General features: G+C 72.1%; 17 protein-coding genes. 7 read left to right on the top strand and 10 right to left on the bottom strand.

Annotated elements, in window-relative coordinates:
* Positions 1 to 27 precede the first annotated feature (27 nt).
* The 6 genes from AC07FJ_RS23715 to AC07FJ_RS23690 form a co-directional block, all read right to left on the bottom strand.
* Entirely contained in the window at positions 28 to 621 is a 594-nt protein-coding gene (locus AC07FJ_RS23715; protein WP_479051324.1) for a pyridoxamine 5'-phosphate oxidase family protein, read from the bottom strand.
* A gap of 7 nt (positions 622 to 628) precedes the next feature.
* Complete coding sequence (locus tag AC07FJ_RS23710) at positions 629 to 2,398, bottom strand: ABC transporter ATP-binding protein (protein ID WP_479051323.1); 1,770 nt, start codon at positions 2,396 to 2,398, stop codon at positions 629 to 631.
* Entirely contained in the window at positions 2,395 to 2,811 is a 417-nt protein-coding gene (locus AC07FJ_RS23705) for a lasso peptide biosynthesis B2 protein (RefSeq protein ID WP_479051322.1), read from the bottom strand. Before AC07FJ_RS23705 ends, AC07FJ_RS23710 begins: the two co-directional genes overlap by 4 nt.
* On the bottom strand, positions 2,808 to 3,128 hold the full coding sequence (locus AC07FJ_RS23700; protein ID WP_479051321.1) for a lasso peptide biosynthesis PqqD family chaperone: 321 nt from the start codon (positions 3,126 to 3,128) through the stop codon (positions 2,808 to 2,810). The genes AC07FJ_RS23705 and AC07FJ_RS23700 overlap by 4 nt, the downstream gene beginning before the upstream one ends.
* Positions 3,109 to 5,007, bottom strand: a complete 1,899-nt coding sequence (locus tag AC07FJ_RS23695; protein ID WP_479051320.1) for a lasso peptide isopeptide bond-forming cyclase — start codon at positions 5,005 to 5,007, stop codon at positions 3,109 to 3,111. The genes AC07FJ_RS23700 and AC07FJ_RS23695 overlap by 20 nt, the downstream gene beginning before the upstream one ends.
* A 75-nt stretch (positions 5,008 to 5,082) precedes the next feature.
* Positions 5,083 to 5,193: a keywimysin-related RiPP gene (locus AC07FJ_RS23690; protein ID WP_479051319.1), complete on the bottom strand. Its 111-nt coding sequence runs from the start codon at positions 5,191 to 5,193 to the stop codon at positions 5,083 to 5,085.
* Positions 5,194 to 5,780: 587 nt separating this feature from the next.
* On the opposite strand from AC07FJ_RS23690, the gene AC07FJ_RS23685 reads away from it, so the two are divergent.
* Complete coding sequence (locus AC07FJ_RS23685) at positions 5,781 to 6,974, top strand: argininosuccinate synthase (RefSeq protein WP_361422391.1); 1,194 nt, start codon at positions 5,781 to 5,783, stop codon at positions 6,972 to 6,974.
* Positions 6,975 to 7,069: 95 nt separating this feature from the next.
* On the top strand, positions 7,070 to 8,497 hold the full coding sequence (gene argH / locus AC07FJ_RS23680) for an argininosuccinate lyase (RefSeq protein ID WP_479051318.1): 1,428 nt from the start codon (positions 7,070 to 7,072) through the stop codon (positions 8,495 to 8,497).
* A 17-nt stretch (positions 8,498 to 8,514) separates the two neighbouring features.
* Here argH and AC07FJ_RS23675 read toward each other — a convergent pair whose 3' ends face one another.
* Positions 8,515 to 8,919 carry an HAD domain-containing protein gene (locus tag AC07FJ_RS23675; protein WP_479051520.1) on the bottom strand — a complete coding sequence of 135 codons (405 nt, stop codon included), beginning with the start codon at positions 8,917 to 8,919 and terminating at the stop codon, positions 8,515 to 8,517.
* A gap of 85 nt (positions 8,920 to 9,004) precedes the next feature.
* On the opposite strand from AC07FJ_RS23675, the gene AC07FJ_RS23670 reads away from it, so the two are divergent.
* The gene (locus AC07FJ_RS23670) at positions 9,005 to 9,556 is read left to right on the top strand and encodes a TetR/AcrR family transcriptional regulator (protein WP_479051317.1); all 552 of its coding nucleotides are present in this window, start codon (positions 9,005 to 9,007) and stop codon (positions 9,554 to 9,556) included.
* Positions 9,553 to 11,097: an MFS transporter gene (locus AC07FJ_RS23665; RefSeq protein WP_479051316.1), complete on the top strand. Its 1,545-nt coding sequence runs from the start codon at positions 9,553 to 9,555 to the stop codon at positions 11,095 to 11,097. Before AC07FJ_RS23670 ends, AC07FJ_RS23665 begins: the two co-directional genes overlap by 4 nt.
* Before the next feature lie 174 nt (positions 11,098 to 11,271).
* Here the strand turns inward: AC07FJ_RS23665 and AC07FJ_RS23660 are convergent, their stop codons facing one another.
* Positions 11,272 to 11,943 (bottom strand): lysophospholipid acyltransferase family protein, encoded by a 672-nt coding sequence (locus tag AC07FJ_RS23660; protein ID WP_479051315.1) that lies wholly within the window; start codon positions 11,941 to 11,943, stop codon positions 11,272 to 11,274.
* A gap of 242 nt (positions 11,944 to 12,185) precedes the next feature.
* Between AC07FJ_RS23660 and AC07FJ_RS23655 the strand changes: the two genes are divergently transcribed.
* From AC07FJ_RS23655 to AC07FJ_RS23645, 3 genes are all read left to right on the top strand, one after another.
* Positions 12,186 to 13,316 (top strand): glycerophosphodiester phosphodiesterase, encoded by a 1,131-nt coding sequence (locus AC07FJ_RS23655; protein ID WP_479051314.1) that lies wholly within the window; start codon positions 12,186 to 12,188, stop codon positions 13,314 to 13,316.
* Between the two features lie 109 nt (positions 13,317 to 13,425).
* Complete coding sequence (locus AC07FJ_RS23650) at positions 13,426 to 14,100, top strand: sigma-70 family RNA polymerase sigma factor (RefSeq protein ID WP_479051313.1); 675 nt, start codon at positions 13,426 to 13,428, stop codon at positions 14,098 to 14,100.
* 39 nt (positions 14,101 to 14,139) lie between these two features.
* Positions 14,140 to 14,616, top strand: a complete 477-nt coding sequence (locus tag AC07FJ_RS23645; protein ID WP_361422410.1) for a GNAT family N-acetyltransferase — start codon at positions 14,140 to 14,142, stop codon at positions 14,614 to 14,616.
* On the opposite strand, the gene AC07FJ_RS23640 is transcribed toward AC07FJ_RS23645, so the two are convergent.
* Together AC07FJ_RS23640 and AC07FJ_RS23635 are read right to left on the bottom strand one after the other, a co-directional pair.
* The gene (locus tag AC07FJ_RS23640) at positions 14,594 to 14,968 is read right to left on the bottom strand and encodes a hypothetical protein (RefSeq protein ID WP_468290168.1); all 375 of its coding nucleotides are present in this window, start codon (positions 14,966 to 14,968) and stop codon (positions 14,594 to 14,596) included. The genes AC07FJ_RS23645 and AC07FJ_RS23640 overlap by 23 nt on opposite strands.
* 37 nt (positions 14,969 to 15,005) lie before the next feature.
* Entirely contained in the window at positions 15,006 to 15,365 is a 360-nt protein-coding gene (locus AC07FJ_RS23635) for a hypothetical protein (RefSeq protein ID WP_361422413.1), read from the bottom strand.
* Positions 15,366 to 15,593: the final 228 nt, after the last annotated feature.

The raw sequence follows: 15,593 nt of genomic DNA, 5'->3' as shown, positions 1-15,593 counted from the left end.
TACCGGTGGGCGATCTCTCGCCGCTTTTCAGACCGCGTCCGTGCGCGGCGGCAACGGCAAGGGCAGGGCCGGCAGGCCGTCCAGGCTCACGCCGACGTGTTCCTTCTTCTCGCAGTACGCCGCGAACTCCTCGTCCGTCTTGCGGCCGAAGTGCTCGGCGTGCTGCGTGCGCTCCTCGCGGTAGTCCATGAACGGCACGGCGAAGCCGCACGCGTCGCTGATCCGCTGGGCGTGGACGAGGATGATCGCGCGGGCCGAGGGGCCGTCGACGTCCTTGAAGTACGGGATGAACTCGGCCCAGCGCGGGTCGTCCCGGAACACCGCCTCGCCCTTGCCGTGCACCCGCAGCACCTTCGGGGGACCGCTGAACGCACACCACATCAGCGTGATGCGGCCGTTGCCCTCCTCGCGCACATGGGCGATGGTCTCGGCGCCGCTGCCCCCGAAGTCCAGGTAGGCGAGGGTCAGTTCGTCGATGACGACGAGGCTGCCCTTGCGGCCCTTGGGGGAGAGGCTGACGTGGCCGTCGCCCGTCAGCGGGGCGGTGGCCGTGAAGAACACCGGCTGCTGTTCGATGAAGTCGCGTATACGGCCTTCGATGCGTGCGTAGCGTTGTCCCATGAGCGCATTATCGTCCCACCCGTTGCGCCCGGGACAGGAAACGATAATGGTCGCTCGCGGACAGCAGTTGGTCGTGCGTGCCGGTGGCGACGGCCCGGCCGCCCTCCAGGACGACGATGACGTCCGCCGCCCGGATGGTGGAGTACCGGTGCGCGATGACCAGCAGGGCGCACTCGCGGGACACCCGCCGGATCGAACGGCGCAACGCCTCCTCGCTCACCGCGTCCAGATGGGCCGTCGGCTCGTCGAGCAGGAGCAGCCGGGGCCGTGTGAGCAGCGCGCGGGCCAGGGCGATGCGTTGGCGCTCACCGCCCGACAGCGCCGTGCCGTGCTCGCCCGCCTCGGTGTCCAGGCCGTGCGGAAGCCGGTCCACCAGATCGGTCAGGTGCGCCAGTTCGACCACCCGGGCCAACTCGTCCGGGCCCGCGTCGGGCACCGCGTACAGCAGGTTCTCCCGCAGCGTCCCGTACAGGACGGGGGAGTGCTGCTCGACGAGCCCGATGCGGGAGCGGTGCTCGGACCGGCTCACGGCGCGTACGTCCTGGCCGTCGAAGAACACGCGCCCCGCGTCCGGGTCGTAGAAGCGCTCGGCGAGGGCGAAGACCGTGGACTTGCCGGCGCCCGAGCTGCCGATCAGTGCGACATGGCCGTGCTGCGGCACCTGGAACGACATGCCGCGCAGCACAGGGCGCCCGGGGTCGTACCCGAACCAGACGTCCCGGAACTCCAGGACGGGAGGGACGGGCGCCCCCGCGCGGACCGGGGCCGGCGGCGTACGCACCGTGCGGGCCGTGTCCTCCTCGCCGGGCAGGCGCAGGACCTCGTCGATGCGGCGCAGCGCGCCCATGCCCTGCTCCAGGGTGCTCACCGCCTGGAAGACCGCGCCCACCGGCCCGACCAGGTACAGCATGTAGAGCAGGAACGCGGCCAGATCCGCGACCGAACCCTCCCGCCCCGCGACCCGTACGCCGCCGATGAGCAGCACCACCAGGAACGAGCCGTTGAGCGCGAGCCCCACGGCCGGCGCCACCACCGCGTCGAGCCGGCCCATCCGCACCCCCGCCGCGTACGCCGACGCGGCCCGCGCCCCGATGCGTTCGGCCTCCCGCGCCTCGGCACGGCTCGCCCGTACGGTGCGCAGGGCGCCGAGCGCCCGCTCGAGCTCCGCCGTCATGGCGCCGGTCGCCTGCTGGGCGCGGAACGACGCCGTCTGGATGCCGCGCAGCACCGAGGCGACGGCCAGCGCGCCGACGGCGATCACGGCGGCCACGACCAGAAAGAGCGTCCAGTCGAGCCAGACCATCAGCGCGACGACGCCCGCCAGCCCGATGACACCGGTCACCGCGTCGGTGAACCCCTGGGCGATGAGCAGCCGCAGCGCGGTGCTGTCGTTGCTGGTGCGCGAGATCAGATCCCCGATGCGGTGCCGGTCGTACACGGCCATGGGCAGCCGCAGCACGTGCCCGATGAGCCCGAGCCGGACGCCCAGGACGATGCCTTCGCCGGTACGGGCCAGGACGTACTGCGCGAGGGCCTGCACCAGTGCCTGGGCGGCGAAGAAACCGACCAGCAGGGCGACGAGGAACCCGATGGCGCTCCCGGCCGCCGTCGACTCGATCACCTTCTTCACCAGCAGGGGCTGCGCCAGTCCGAGCGCCGACGCCCCCAGCGTCAGCGCCACGGCGAACCCCACCCACCGCCGGTGCCCCCGGAGCAGCCGCACCACGTCCCGGAACCCGGCGCCGTGCGGCTCGGGTGTCGTCGCCCGCCGCTTCACGGCACCGTGAAGAGCGTGCGGAAGTAGTCGGGCGGGTACTCCTCGCCCACGGGCACCCCCTCCGCCTCCACCCAGGCGTGCGCGCCGAAGGGCGGCAGGCGCCGCGCGCCCACGCACCAGGTCGGCCACCGGCCGTGGAGCCGGCACAGCAGGGTCGTGGCCAGCGACCTGGGCAGGCAGCCCTCCCGTCCTCCGCAGGCCAGGCTCACCGCGACGACGGTGTTCCGGGCCGCCCGCGTCTGTTCGACGGTGGCCGGCCGGGCGCCCCGGCGGAGCCAGCCGAGCACGGTACGGATGCGCCGGGGCCGCTGGGCCGCCAGCAGCCGTGCGACGCCGACGACGAGCCGCACGACGAGCCGGCGGCGGAGGGGCACCGAGCGCGGCCGGTGGAAGACGACCTCCGGCGTACTCATGAGCTCTTCTTCTCCGTGCGCCGCCGGTACAGGCGACGGCGCCGCGCGGATTCCCCGCCGTTCTCCTCGGCCAGACCCGCGGCGCACAATTCACCGACCAGTTCCCGCACGTCCCGGTCGGCGCTGTCGGCGTCCACCGCGAATTCACGGGTCAGGGAACGTACGGCATCGGAGGGGGTTCCGCCGTCCAGCAGGGTACGCAGAATCAGCGCTGCGGTCGGATTGAGGGTCCAATACTGATCGTGGTCCTCATCCAGGACCGCGATTCCGTATTCGGTCTCGGCCGTGAACACGCCGTCACGCAGCTTGAACGTCATGGGACCTCTCCCTTTCCCGCGTACTTTCCCGCGTACGGAGCCACATTTCGCACGCCGCCGTCTGGTACAGCGCGTCGAACGACAGGGTCGGGGGCAGCGGCCGGGAGCACACCGCGCGGAACGCGTCCACGTCGATCAGGCCCAGCCGGGCCAGCCGGGAGTCCTCGCACAGCGCCAGCACGTCGGCGCGGTGCTCGCGCAGGCCCACCTCGACCTCGTGGGAGCCTTCGTCCTTGGTGTGGCGGGTCAGGCTGTCGCCGGGGACGATGCCGCGCATCGCCTCGACGATGAGCGGCTTGTACCGCCACGGAGTGATCCGGTCCTCCGGCCGCACGGCCAGGCCCGCTTCGATGACCCGGTCGTCGTAGTAGGGGCTGGCGAGCGTGAGCCCGAAGCGGTCGGTCACCTGGGCCAGCTGCCGGACCATCCGGGAGATGGCGGCCATCCCCGTCAGCTCGACGTGGAGCCCACGTCTCTCGGCCAGCGGTTCGACGGTACGGGCCGCGGCGCGTATCCGTTCCCGTACGGCCGCCACCGCGTCCGGCGACGTCCACGGCGGCAGTCCCGGCGGCGACCCCCAGTCCAGGGTGGGCCGCTCCGTCGGCGGGGCCGGAGCGGTGAGCTGGTCCGCGGCGCTCGCGAGCCAGGCCCGGTAGGGGCGGCTGTCCCACAGCTGCCGCAGCGTCTCGCGGTACGGCCACGGGCGCTGGGCGGCGAAACCGCGCACGCGCTGCCACGCGAGCCGGGGCCGCGTGCGGATCAGGTCGTGCAGGTGCGCCGGCGAGCCGGCGAGCAGTTCGTCCCCGCCGAAGCCCGTCAGGTGCATCCGCGAGCCGCGTTCCGCGGCGAGCCGCGGGATCTCCAGCCAGCGGCTGAGGAAGGCGGCGGCCGGGCACGGCTCGTCGAAGAGCCCGTCCATGCCCCCGGTGATCCCTCCGTCGCCGTCGGCCAGGCCGTCGTACACCATCGGCAACCGGTCGCCCGCGATGACGTGGTGCTCGACGCCGCCGCCCAGCCCTTCGACGGTACGGCGGGCCCATGCCACGTCGTCGCCCATGGGGTCGCGGCCGTCGGCGGTGTACGCGACCACCTCCGCGCCGGCGCGGACGGCCAGCGAGCACACCGACGTCGAGTCCAGCCCGCCCAGGTCGCAGCTGACCGGCGTCCGGCCCCGCACCCGCGCCTCGACCGCCGCGGACAGCGCCTCGCGCAGCGCCCGCGCCCCCTCGGCCATCGGCACCACCGGCTCGGGGGGCGTCCACCAGGCGACGGCTCGTCCCCGGCCACCGCCGTCGAGCGCCAGGTAGTGGCCGAGCGGCAGGGCGCTGACCTCGCGCCACACCGGTTCACCCGACAGCGGGTGCAGCGAGATCGTCTGCAACAGGCGGAGCGCCATCCGCTCCTCGTCGACCTCGGCGCCGAGCAGGTCGGCCAGCACGTCCGCCCGGTCGGCGGCCACCGCGGCATCGCCGACCCTCGCGTGGAACACCCGCCGCAGCCCGCTGACACCGCCCTGGACGCGTACGGACCCGGCGACCGAAGCGGTCAGGTACGCGCTGCCCACCAGGGAACCGGCCAGCCCGTCGAGGTCGGCCACGGTCCGTACGCGGGCGGCCTCCCGGGCGAGCCGGTCCGCCGTGACCGCGTGCTCACCGAGGACGGCGATCTTCACCAGGCCCGCCTCACCGACGGCCATGGCGCCGGGGGACCAGCGGCCGAGCAGCCAGGGGCGGCCACTGGGGTGGCCGACCTCCTGGAGCGCGGGTACGGCCGGTACCGCCCGTCGACGCAGCGCGGCGACGACGGGGTCCGCCGCGGCGGAGTCCGGAAGGACGACGAACCGGCCGGGGCCCTCCCCGGAAACGGGAAAACTGACCATGAGGTGCCTTCCTGACGCGGAACCGGGGGCGGCGGGGCCGTCAGCGCACACCCACCGCCACCCGGCGTCTCCTCCTCAGAAGCTGAACCGGAAGACCAGGACCTTCTCAGGGCCTCGTGAGGTACCCAGGCCGGTCTTGCGGAAAGAGCCGACCGCGGTCAACGTCGGACGCTCGTAGACGCGCATGTCGTCACACCTCCTCTCGTCGCACGGGGCGGTGCGACCACACGGAAAGCGCGGTCGCATCACCGGATTCGCCGCCTTGGAATGCCGTGTGGGGTTCGCCGTCCTTATGGCCGGGGACCTCGCAGGGGTCGCATGAAAACTCAAGGACCCTTTTCACCCGACCCACTCTTGCCGCCTCAACCATCGTGGTTTTCAACCTTTTTGGTGGAGCGGGCCGTGTGCTTTTCGCGAGTTCCAGCCTAAGCCTTACCGTCCTCGTGTGCACAAGGACGGCACAACGGAACGGAGGGAGTGGGGAGTCGTCGGCCGCGGGCACCGTATTCCCCGCTACCGCAGGCGGGTTGAGGAAACTCGCGGCACACATGGTGCCGCGTTCCACCATTCGACGTGTCGACGCTTGTGCCTTTCAACGTCTTTCCCGGTCCGGCCCCAGGGCGCTCCCGCCGGGCCCGGCTCATCGCCCCACCCGCCCCGCTACCGCCTGGCGCCCCGTGTGGCCCGCGTCACGCCCGCGAGCCCGGATTGACGAATCATACGGACCCCTGCATACTTATACCCATCACCGCATGCACTGTAAGGAGAAACCCGTGACCGAGCGCGTCGTACTCGCCTATTCGGGCGGACTGGACACCTCCGTCGCCATCGGCTGGATCGCCGAGGAGACGGGTGCCGAGGTCATCGCCGTCGCCGTGGACGTCGGCCAGGGCGGCGAGGACCTGGACGTCATCCGCAAGCGCGCGCTCGCCTGCGGTGCGGTCGAGGCCGAGGTCGCGGACGCCAAGGACGAGTTCGCCGACGAGTACTGCCTCCCGGCGATCAAGGCCAACGCGCTGTACATGGACCGCTACCCGCTGGTCTCGGCGCTCTCCCGGCCCGCGATCGTCAAGCACCTGGTCGCCGCCGCCAAGAAGCACAACGCCGGCATCGTCGCGCACGGCTGCACCGGCAAGGGCAACGACCAGGTCCGCTTCGAGGCCGGCATCCAGGCGCTGGGCCCCGACCTGAAGTGCATCGCCCCGGTCCGCGACTACGCGATGACCCGGGACAAGGCCATCGCCTTCGCCGAGAAGGCGGAGCTGCCGATCGCCACCACCAAGAAGTCCCCGTACTCCATCGACCAGAACGTCTTCGGCCGCGCCATCGAGACCGGCTTCCTCGAGGACATCTGGAACGCGCCGATCGAGGACATCTACGAGTACACGTCGAACCCCGCCACCCCGCGCGAGGCCGACGAGGTCGTCATCACCTTCAAGGAGGGCGTCCCGGTCGCCATCGACGGCAAGCCCGTCAGCGTCCTCCAGGCCATCCAGCAGCTCAACGAGCGCGCCGGCGCGCAGGGCATCGGCCGGATCGACATGGTCGAGGACCGCCTCGTCGGCATCAAGTCCCGCGAGGTCTACGAGGCTCCCGGCGCGATCGCCCTGATCACCGCCCACCAGGAGCTGGAGAACGTCACCGTCGAGCGCGAGCTGGCCCGCTACAAGCGGCAGGTCGAGCAGCGCTGGGGCGAGCTCGTCTACGACGGCCTGTGGTTCTCGCCGCTCAAGCGCGCCCTGGACGGCTTCATCAACGAAGCCAACCAGCACGTCTCCGGCGACATCCGGATGACCCTGCACGGCGGCCGCGCCGTCGTCACCGGCCGGAAGTCCGAGCAGGCGCTGTACGACTTCAACCTCGCCACGTACGACACCGGCGACACCTTCGACCAGTCGAAGGCCCAGGGCTTCATCGACATCTTCGCCCTCTCGGCGAAGATCGCCGCCCGGCGTGACCTGGCCTGACGCCGACTCGTTCGACAGCCGCCTCCCCGTCCGCGCCCGGAGGGGGAGGCGTTCTGATTCCACAGCGTGACCCACAGCCTTGAGGAGCTAGTGCAGTGAGCAGCAACACCGGTGACGTCCGGCTCTGGGGTGGCCGTTTCGCCGACGGCCCCGCCGAGGCCCTGGCCAAGCTGTCGGCGTCCGTGCACTTCGACTGGCGCCTCGCGCCGTACGACATCGCCGGCTCGCGCGCCCACGCGCGCGTGCTCCACAAGGCGGGGCTGCTCACGGCGGACGAGCTGACGCGCATGCTGGCGGGCCTCGACCAGCTGGAGGCGGACGTCGCGGACGGCTCCTTCGTGGGCACCATCGCCGACGAGGACGTCCACACCGCGCTGGAGCGCGGCCTGCTGGAGCGGCTCGGCCCGGACCTCGGCGGCAAGCTGCGGGCCGGCCGGTCCCGCAACGACCAGGTCGCCACGCTCTTCCGGATGTACCTGCGCGACCACGCCCGGATCATCGGCGGCCTGCTCGCCGACCTCCAGGACGCCCTCGTCGGCCTCGCCGAGGCCCACCCGGACGTCGCCATGCCGGGCCGTACGCACCTGCAGCACGCCCAGCCGGTGCTCTTCGCCCACCACGTCCTCGCGCACGTGCAGTCCCTCTCCCGGGACGCCGAGCGGCTGCGCCAGTGGGACAAGCGCACGGCGGTCTCCCCGTACGGCTCCGGCGCCCTCGCCGGCTCGTCCCTCGGGCTCGACCCGGAGGCGGTCGCCAAGGACCTGGGCTTCGAGAACGGCAGCGCGGGCAACTCCATCGACGGCACGGCCTCGCGCGACTTCGTCGCCGAGTTCGCCTTCATCACCGCGATGATCGGGGTGAACCTCTCCCGGATCGCCGAGGAGATCATCATCTGGAACACGAAGGAGTTCTCCTTCGTGACCCTGCACGACGCCTTCTCCACCGGCTCGTCGATCATGCCGCAGAAGAAGAACCCGGACATCGCGGAGCTGGCGCGCGGCAAGTCCGGCCGCCTGATCGGCAACCTGACCGGGCTCATGGCCACCCTCAAGGCCCTGCCCCTCGCCTACAACCGCGACCTCCAGGAGGACAAGGAGCCGGTCTTCGACTCCTGCGACCAGCTGGAGGTCCTGCTCCCCGCCTTCACCGGCATGATGGCCACGCTCACCGTCAACCGGGAGCGCATGGAGGAGCTGGCCCCGGCCGGCTTCTCCCTCGCGACCGACATCGCCGAGTGGCTGGTCAAGCGGGGCGTGCCGTTCCGCGTGGCGCACGAGGTCGCGGGCGAGTGCGTCAAGGAGTGCGAGGCGCACGGCATCGAGCTGCACCAGCTCACCGACGAGCAGTTCGCCAAGATCTCCGAGCACCTCACCCCCGAGGTCCGTACGGTCCTCAACGTCCGCGGCGCCCTCGCCTCCCGCGACGGCCGCGGCGGCACGGCCCCCTCGGCCGTCGCCACCCAGCTCTCCGAGGTCAAGGCCGACCTGGTGATCCAGCGCGCCTGGGCCACCGCGAAGCACTAGTCCTCACCACGCCGAGGTCACACCGCCGCCGCCCACTCCGCGAGCGCGTCGAAGTCCGGCCGTATCAGTCCGATACGGGGATCGACGTGCAGCAACAGGGCGGCGGCGAGGTGTTCCCGCTCCACGTACTCCCGGTCGTACGCCGTGATGTCGTCGTCCACCCAGGCGAACGGCCGCCCCGCCGCGTACTCGAGGATGTACTGCGTCTTCCAGAAGGTCCCGCGAGGGGCCTTTCCGTGCATCTGGGGCCAGTCGATGTACGGCAGCTCGGGCAGGCCCAGGTGCGGCCCTATCCAGTCGTTCGCCTCGCCCTTCCACGTCGTGGCCCAGACGAGCTCGTAGTCCTCCGCGAGGGCGAGCAGCTCCTTCCCGTGCTCCGGATTGAGCGGACCGTCCACGTCGATCAGCAGCAGTGGCTTCATGCGCCTCAGCATCCTGTCCTCCTCCTCGTGAGTCGATCGAATTTCGAATGAGACATTGATGTCTCACTTGGGTTATGGTTGTCTCATGACAGTCGATCGTGAGCAGGTGCTGCGCACCGCCGCCGCCCTCCTCTCCCGCAAGGCGACCGCCACCATGGACGAGGTCGCCCGCGCCGCAGGCATCGGCCGGGCCACCCTCCACCGGCACTTCGCCGGGCGGGACGCGCTGGTGAGGGCGCTGGAGGCGCTCGGCATCCAGGAGTTCGAGGCGGCCCTCGACGGCGCCCGGCTCGACGACGGCCCCGCCGAGGCGGCGCTGCGCCGGCTCATCGCCGGGGTGGAGCCCGTCGCGGGACTGCTCGCGTTCCTCGTCACCGAGAACCAGCTCTTCGAGGGCGACCAGGTGAACGAGGGATGGGCCCGCCTCGACGCCCGCGTGGCCGCGCTGTTCCGGCGCGGTCAGGAGGAGGGCGAGTTCCGGATCGACCTCACACCCGCCTGGCTCACCGAGGCGCTCTACGGCCTCATCGGCACCGGCGCCTGGGCCGTGCAGGACGGGCGGGTCGCCGCCAAGGACTTCCAGTACATGATCGCCGAGTTGCTGCTCGGCGGAGCACGCAGGAGCGTGGAGAGATGACCCGTACAGAACAGCTCACCAAGGGATCGGAGGTTGTACGCCGCCCCGGGCGGTGGCTGGCACTCGCCGTACTCGTCCTGGCCGTGCTGCTCGTCGCGGTCGACGCCACCGTCCTCGGCCTGGCCACCCCCTTCCTCAGCGAGGACCTGCGCCCCACCGGCACCCAGCTGCTGTGGATCGGCGACGTCTACTCCTTCGTCATCGCCGGGCTCCTCGTCTCGATGGGCAGCCTCGGCGACCGCATCGGCCGCAAGAAGCTGCTGCTGACCGGCGCCGCCGCCTTCGGCGCGGTGTCCGTGCTCAACGCGTACGCCACCACCCCCGAGCTGATGATCGTCGCCCGCGCGCTGCTCGGCGTCGCCGGCGCGACCCTCATGCCGTCCACGCTGGCGCTCATCCGCAACCTCTTCCACGACCCGCGCGAGCGCAGCCTCGCCATCGGCATCTGGGGCGCCATGGCCTCGGCCGGCGCGGCCGTCGGGCCGGTCGTCGGCGGGTTCCTGCTGGAGCACTTCTGGTGGGGCTCGGTCTTCCTGATCAACCTGCCCGTCATGGTGGTGCTGGTGGTCGTCGGCATCAAGTTCATCCCCGAGTCGAAGAACCCGGCGCCTGGTCCCTGGGACCTGCTCAGCGTCGCGCTCTCGCTCGTCGGCATGATCGGTGTCGTCTACGCCGTCAAGGAGGCGGCCGCGCACGGCCTGCGCCTCGACATGGCCGTCGCCGCCGTGATCGGCGTGGGTGCCCTCACCTGGTTCGTGCGGCGCCAGCTCCGGCTGGAGGCTCCCGTGCTGGACATGCGGCTCTTCCACCACCGGGGCTTCTCCGGGGCCGTCCTCGCCGACCTGCTGACCATTCTGGGCCTGTCCGGACTGGTGTTCTTCCTCTCCCAGTTCCTGCAACTGGTGCAGGGCCGCCACCCGCTGGAGGCGGGCCTCGCCGAACTGCCCGCCGCGATCGGCGCCGTGACGGCGGGTCTGATCGCGGGCACCGTCGCCCGCCGCTTCTCGGTGCGGTCCGTCGTCTCCGGCGGCCTCGCCGGCGTGGGCCTGGCCCTCGCCGCGCTGACGCTGCTCGACCGGTCCACCGGCTACCCCATGCTCGGCGCGTCGCTGCTGGTCGTCGGCGTGGGCGCGGGCTTCGCGTTCACCGTCACCGCCGACGTCATCCTCTCCAGCGTCCCCCGGGAGCAGGCGGGTGCGGCCTCGGCGGTGTCCGAGACGGCGTACGAACTCGGCGCGGCGCTCGGCATCGCGCTCCTCGGCTCCGTCGTGACCGGCGTCTACAGCGACTTCGCCACACCGGACGGCGTGCCCGCCGGTACCGCCGCGGCCGCGCACCAGTCGCTGGGCGGCGCGGTGGAGGCGTCCGCCGGCCTGCCGGACGCCACGGCCACCGCGCTGGTCACGGCCGCGCAGGACGCCTTCGTCGAGGGCCTGCGCATCGCGGCGGGCGTCGGCGCGGTCGTCCTGCTGGCGACGGCGGTCGCCGCGTGGTTCCTGCTGCGGGGCCAGAAGCTGGCGGAGGGCGTCGAGCACCCGTGACGCCATGACGGAGGGCCGCACCCCACCGGGGGTGCGGCCCTCCGTCGTATACAGCCGTGCGCGAACCCGTCGGTTACGCGGCCTTCGCCTTCGTCCGCCGCCCTCGCGGGCTCGGCGCCGGGGCGCCTCGCACGCTTCGGGCGGCCGCGCCGGCCGCCGGCCGGCGGCGGCCCGTCAGGCCGCCTTCGCCTTCGTCGCGTACATGTCCACGTACTCCTGACCGGACAGCCGCATGACCTCCGTCATCACGGAGTCCGTCACCGCCCGCAGCACGTACCGGTCGCGGTCCATGCCCTCGTACCGCGAGAACTCCATCGGCTCGCCGAAGCGCACCGTCACCCGGCCGGGGCGCGGCAGCCCGGCGCCGCCCGGCTGGAGCTTGTCCGTGCCGATCATGGCGAACGGCACCACCGGCGCGCCCGTCATCAGCGTCAGCCGCGCGATGCCCGTGCGGCCCCGGTAGAGCCGGCCGTCGGGGGAGCGGGTGCCCTCCGGGTAGATGCCGAAGACCCTGCCCTCCTCCAGCACCCGGCGGCCCGTCATCAGCGCGGCCACGCCGCCGTTGGCGCCGTCGCGGTCCACCGGGATCATGCCGACGCCCGTGAAGAACCAGGCCATCAGACGGCCCTTGATCCCCTTGCCCGTGACGTACTCGTCCTTGCCGATGAAGCAGACCTGCCGGTCGCAGACGATCGGCAGGACGATCGAGTCGATGAAGGTCAGGTGGTTGCCCGCGAGGATGACCGGTCCCGATCCGGGGATGTTCTCCGCGCCCTCCACCCGGGGGCGGAACATCAGGCGCATGACGGGGCCGAGCACTGCCTTGATGAGGGCGAAGCGGGACAACGAGTCCTCCGACGAAGTAGCCGAGAAGCCAACCGGGTATGTGACCAGTATGTGCGGGTGAGGACGATACTCGCGGGTCACCCCGCACCGCACATCGGGTTGACGTACCCGATACGCGACGTTGACCTGTGTTTTCCACACGTTCGTCGGGGGTCTCCCGTACGTAAGGCCGAAGTACCTACGATCGGGCCTCGCTCACTCGCCCGAAAGGGCGATCACGCTGACGTACGTAAGGAGCCTTCATGACACAGGGTGCGCGCAGGCGAGCCGTCCTCGGAGCGGCGGTGGTCGGCTCGGCCGCCGTCCTCTCGGCGGGGAGCGCCGGTACGGCGCAGGCCAGGCCCCCCGCCCCGCACCGGCGGCTGCCCGTCCCCACGGTCATCGCGCACCGCGGCGCCAGCGGCTACCGGCCGGAGCACACCCTCGGCTCGTACCAGCTCGCCCTCGACATGGGGGCGCACGTCATCGAACAGGACCTCGTCCCGACGAAGGACGGCCACCTGGTCTGCCGCCACGAGAACGACATCACCGGCACCACGGACGTCGCCGACCACCCCGAGTTCGCCTCCCGCAAGACGACGAAGACCGTCGACGGGACCACCCTCACCGGCTGGTTCACCGAGGACTTCACCCTCGCGGAGCTGAAGACCCTGCGCGCCAAGGAGCGCATCCCGGCCACCCGCCAGGAGAACACCCTGTACGACGGGCGCTGGACCGTCCCCACCTTCGAGGAGGTGCTGCGCTGGGCCGAGAAGGAGGGCCGCCGACGCGGCCACCCGGTGTGGCTGTACGTCGAGACCAAGCACCCGACCTACTTCCGCAAGCTCGGCCTCGGCCTCGAGGAGCGGCTCGCCCGGCTGCTGCGCCGGTACGGGCGCCACGGCGCCGACTCGCCGACCTTCCTCCAGTCCTTCGAGCCGACCAGCATGGAGCGCATGGCGAAGCTCGTCTCCACGCCGCGCGTCGTGCTGCTGTGGACCCCGGACGACCGCCCGTGGGACTTCCGCGAGGCGGGCGACCCCCGCACGGTCGCCGACCTGATCACGCCCGAGGGCCTGAAGGGGATCGCCGCGTACGCGCAGGGCATCGGCCCGCTGCTGGACCTCGTCATCCCGAAGGACGAGAACGGCAAGCTGGGCAAGCCGACCACCCTGGTACGTGACGCGCACGCCGCGAAGCTGCTCGTCCACCCGTACACGCTGCGCAACGAGAACACCTTCCTGCCGGCCGACTTCCGGCGCGGCACGGATCCGGCGGCCTTCGGGGACGTCTTCGGCGCGTACGAGACCTACTTCGCCACGGGGATCGACGGCATCTTCACCGACCACCCGGACACGGGCCTGCTGGCGGCGGCGGACGCCCGCACCCGCTGAGCCGGGGGCCGGGGGCCGAGGACCGGGAGCCGGGCGCCGGGGTCACCCGCACGGGCGGTTTGGGCGGCGCGTGGAAACCGCCGCCCGGACCGCCCGAGTCATGCCCGGCATGACGACGACACCGACCGGCACCCCCGGCACCGCCCACCTCCCCGAACCCCTCCGCGCCCTCGCGCCCCTCCTCGCCGCCGAGTGCCACGCCGAGGCCACGGCCGCCGGCATCGAGCCGGACGACCTCGAACAGGCCGTGTGGCTCCGCCTCCTGGAACGGCTGGACGGCTCCGGCCCCGCCTCCCCGCCCGGCTCCGGCCCGGCCTCCAGGCACGGTTCCAGTCCCGCCTCCCGGCCCCGCGGCGGCTCCGCCTCCCGGCGGCCCGCCGGCGTGCCGGACGACCCCGCCGACTGGCTGCGCCGCGCCGTGCGCGCCGAGGCCCGCCGCGCCCGCCGTACGGCCGTGCGCGAGCACCCGTACGGCGGCGAGGAACCGCCCCCGTTCCCCTTCCCGGTCCCGGACGCCGGGCACGACGCCGGGCCCGAGAGCGCCGCGCTCACCGCCGAACGGCGCCGCGTCCTGCGGCGCGCCATCGATCGGGCGCCCGCCCACTGTCGGAGGCTGCTGGCTGCGATGTTGTCGCCAAACGACCCGACCTACCGCGAAATCGCAGGAGAGTTGGGTATCTCACAGGGGAGTCTAGGGCCGATGCGTTCCCGTTGCCTGGGATGTCTGCGCAGAATGCTGCCGGCAGAGGTTGCCGCTCCCGCCCATCGGGGAATGGTGCGGTAGACCGACAGGGCGTATCAGGTGAGCCGGAGGCATGCACACATGGGCATGAGCGTGACCATCTCAGCGGCGGACGAGCAGGACGCGGAGCACATCCTCAAGCTGCAGTACCTCTGCTACCAGAGCGAGGCCGAGCTCTACGGCGACTACACCATCGAGCCCCTCACCCAGACCCTCGACGACCTGAAGGCCGAGATCGCCCGCGGCCACGCGCTCGTGGCGCGGCTCGGCGGCGAGGTCGTCGCCTCCGTACGCGGCGAGGTCGACGCCACCGGCACGGCCCGCATCGCCAAGCTCATCGTCCACCCGCGCATGCGCCGCCACGGTCTCGGCAGCCGGCTCCTCGACGCCATCGAGCAGCACTTCGCCGCCGACCCGGCCGCCAAGCGCTACCAGCTCTTCACCGGCCACCGCAGCGACGGCAATCTGCGCCTCTACCGCAAGAAGGGGTACGAGGCGGTCGCCACCCGGCAGGTCGGGCCGCGCCTCACCCTGGTCACGCTGGAGAAGGCCGCGTAGCCGCCTTCCGCAGCCACAGGATCCCGGTCACCGGCAGCAGTACCGGGATGAAGACGTAGCCGTACCCGTACCGGGACCACACCGTGGTGTCCGGGAACGCGCCCGGGTCCAGCAGTGACCAGGTCCCCACGGCCAGCACGCCCACCAGCTCGGCGGCGCAGCACACCAGCGCCGCCCTGCGGGCCGTCTCCCCGCCCCGTACCAGCGTGTACGTGATGAAGACGTACACCACGGCCGCGAGGGCCGACAGCGTGTACGGCAGCGGCGCGCGGTCGAACTCGGTCGCGATCTGGTACGCCGACCGCGACACGGCGCCGACCGACATCACCCCGTACAGCCAGACCACGAGCATGCCGGGCCCCTGGACCAGCCTGCGCTCCGCCGCCACGTCAGGCCCCCCAGATGTCGAAGAGGCGCACTTCCAGCACGGCCAGCACGACCGCGCCCGCCGCGACGGTCGCCGACCCCCAGCGGGTGCGCTCCGCCAGCGACATGAACCCGGCCGCCGGCACCGCGCAGAACGCGCCGAGCAGGTACGCCACGAAGATGGCCGTACCCTCGTCGGCCTTCTCGCCGCGCGCCAGCAGCACGACGCCGATGACCAGCTGAGCGAGCGCCAGCACCGTCACCACCGCCATGCCGATGAAGTGCCAGTCCTTGGTGGGCTGGTCCCGGTAGGCGGCGAAGCCGCACCAGGCGGCGAGGGCGAGCGCGGCCACGGAGACCGCGACCGTCAGGGCGTCGAGCATGCGCCGAGACTAATACGGCCCAAAAGGCCCGGTGCGACCGCCCCCGGGGCGGCACCCCGCTCCGTGCACCACCCCGGCAGCCGTGGTCTTGACCACAACATGCCACCGCGCGCGAGCCGCCGCCGCGGCCGCCGAGCCGGTCGTCCCGCCGTATCCGCGCAGGTCATGGAGGTGCAGCCACCCCCCGATGTGCGGAATATCGGCGTCCGCATGGTGTGACGCAGCGGT

The organism is Streptomyces sp. NPDC045998 (assembly GCF_056430285.1).
Note: the sequence above shows the minus strand (reverse complement) of the source record. Positions and strands in the feature narration are given on the sequence as shown.

Excerpts from the sequence above, each read along its gene's own strand:
- AC07FJ_RS23715 (WP_479051324.1), bottom strand. The coding sequence starts at position 621 with ATGGGACAACGCTACGCACGCATCGAAGGCCGTATACGCGACTTCATC.
- AC07FJ_RS23705 (WP_479051322.1), bottom strand. The coding sequence starts at position 2,811 with ATGAGTACGCCGGAGGTCGTCTTCCACCGGCCGCGCTCGGTGCCCCTC.
- AC07FJ_RS23700 (WP_479051321.1), bottom strand. The coding sequence starts at position 3,128 with ATGACGTTCAAGCTGCGTGACGGCGTGTTCACGGCCGAGACCGAATAC.
- AC07FJ_RS23695 (WP_479051320.1), bottom strand. The coding sequence starts at position 5,007 with ATGGTCAGTTTTCCCGTTTCCGGGGAGGGCCCCGGCCGGTTCGTCGTC.
- AC07FJ_RS23690 (WP_479051319.1), bottom strand. The coding sequence starts at position 5,193 with ATGCGCGTCTACGAGCGTCCGACGTTGACCGCGGTCGGCTCTTTCCGC.
- AC07FJ_RS23675 (WP_479051520.1), bottom strand. The coding sequence starts at position 8,919 with ATGAAGCCACTGCTGCTGATCGACGTGGACGGTCCGCTCAATCCGGAG.
- AC07FJ_RS23670 (WP_479051317.1), top strand. The coding sequence starts at position 9,005 with ATGACAGTCGATCGTGAGCAGGTGCTGCGCACCGCCGCCGCCCTCCTC.
- AC07FJ_RS23665 (WP_479051316.1), top strand. The coding sequence starts at position 9,553 with ATGACCCGTACAGAACAGCTCACCAAGGGATCGGAGGTTGTACGCCGC.
- AC07FJ_RS23655 (WP_479051314.1), top strand. The coding sequence starts at position 12,186 with ATGACACAGGGTGCGCGCAGGCGAGCCGTCCTCGGAGCGGCGGTGGTC.
- AC07FJ_RS23650 (WP_479051313.1), top strand. The coding sequence starts at position 13,426 with ATGACGACGACACCGACCGGCACCCCCGGCACCGCCCACCTCCCCGAA.
- AC07FJ_RS23645 (WP_361422410.1), top strand. The coding sequence starts at position 14,140 with ATGGGCATGAGCGTGACCATCTCAGCGGCGGACGAGCAGGACGCGGAG.
- AC07FJ_RS23640 (WP_468290168.1), bottom strand. The coding sequence starts at position 14,968 with ATGCTCGTGGTCTGGCTGTACGGGGTGATGTCGGTCGGCGCCGTGTCG.
- AC07FJ_RS23635 (WP_361422413.1), bottom strand. The coding sequence starts at position 15,365 with ATGCTCGACGCCCTGACGGTCGCGGTCTCCGTGGCCGCGCTCGCCCTC.